Origin of the sequence: Paracoccus sp. S4493 (genome assembly GCF_000967735.1) — a bacterium.
In the GTDB taxonomy this organism is placed as follows: Bacteria; Pseudomonadota; Alphaproteobacteria; order Rhodobacterales; family Rhodobacteraceae; genus Paracoccus; species Paracoccus marcusii.
On sequence record NZ_JXYF01000430.1, the window covers coordinates 1 to 248 of the forward strand.

General features: G+C 76.2%; 1 pseudogene. It reads left to right on the forward strand.

The window, feature by feature from the left end:
• Window positions 1–47: 47 nt before the first annotated feature.
• Window positions 48–248, forward strand: a pseudogene (locus TW83_RS18255) (hypothetical protein); the annotation flags it as partial.

Genomic DNA, 248 nt, shown 5'->3' on the forward strand with positions numbered 1-248 from the left:
GCCGCGCTGGCCGCCCTGCCGCTGCTGCAGATGCTGAGGCGGCGGCAATGAGGGCGGCGGCGGTCCTTCTGGTCCTGGCCGTGGCGGCGCTGGTCCTTGCCGGCCCCGCGGCGCTTGGTGCGCTGGCGCTGCGGGCGGGGTGGGACCGGGTCGCGCTGATCCTGCTGGACGATCCGGGCGCACGGGGGGTGGCCCATTACCGGTTGGGCGACCATGACCTGGCCGATGCCGATTTCGCCCGCGCGGGC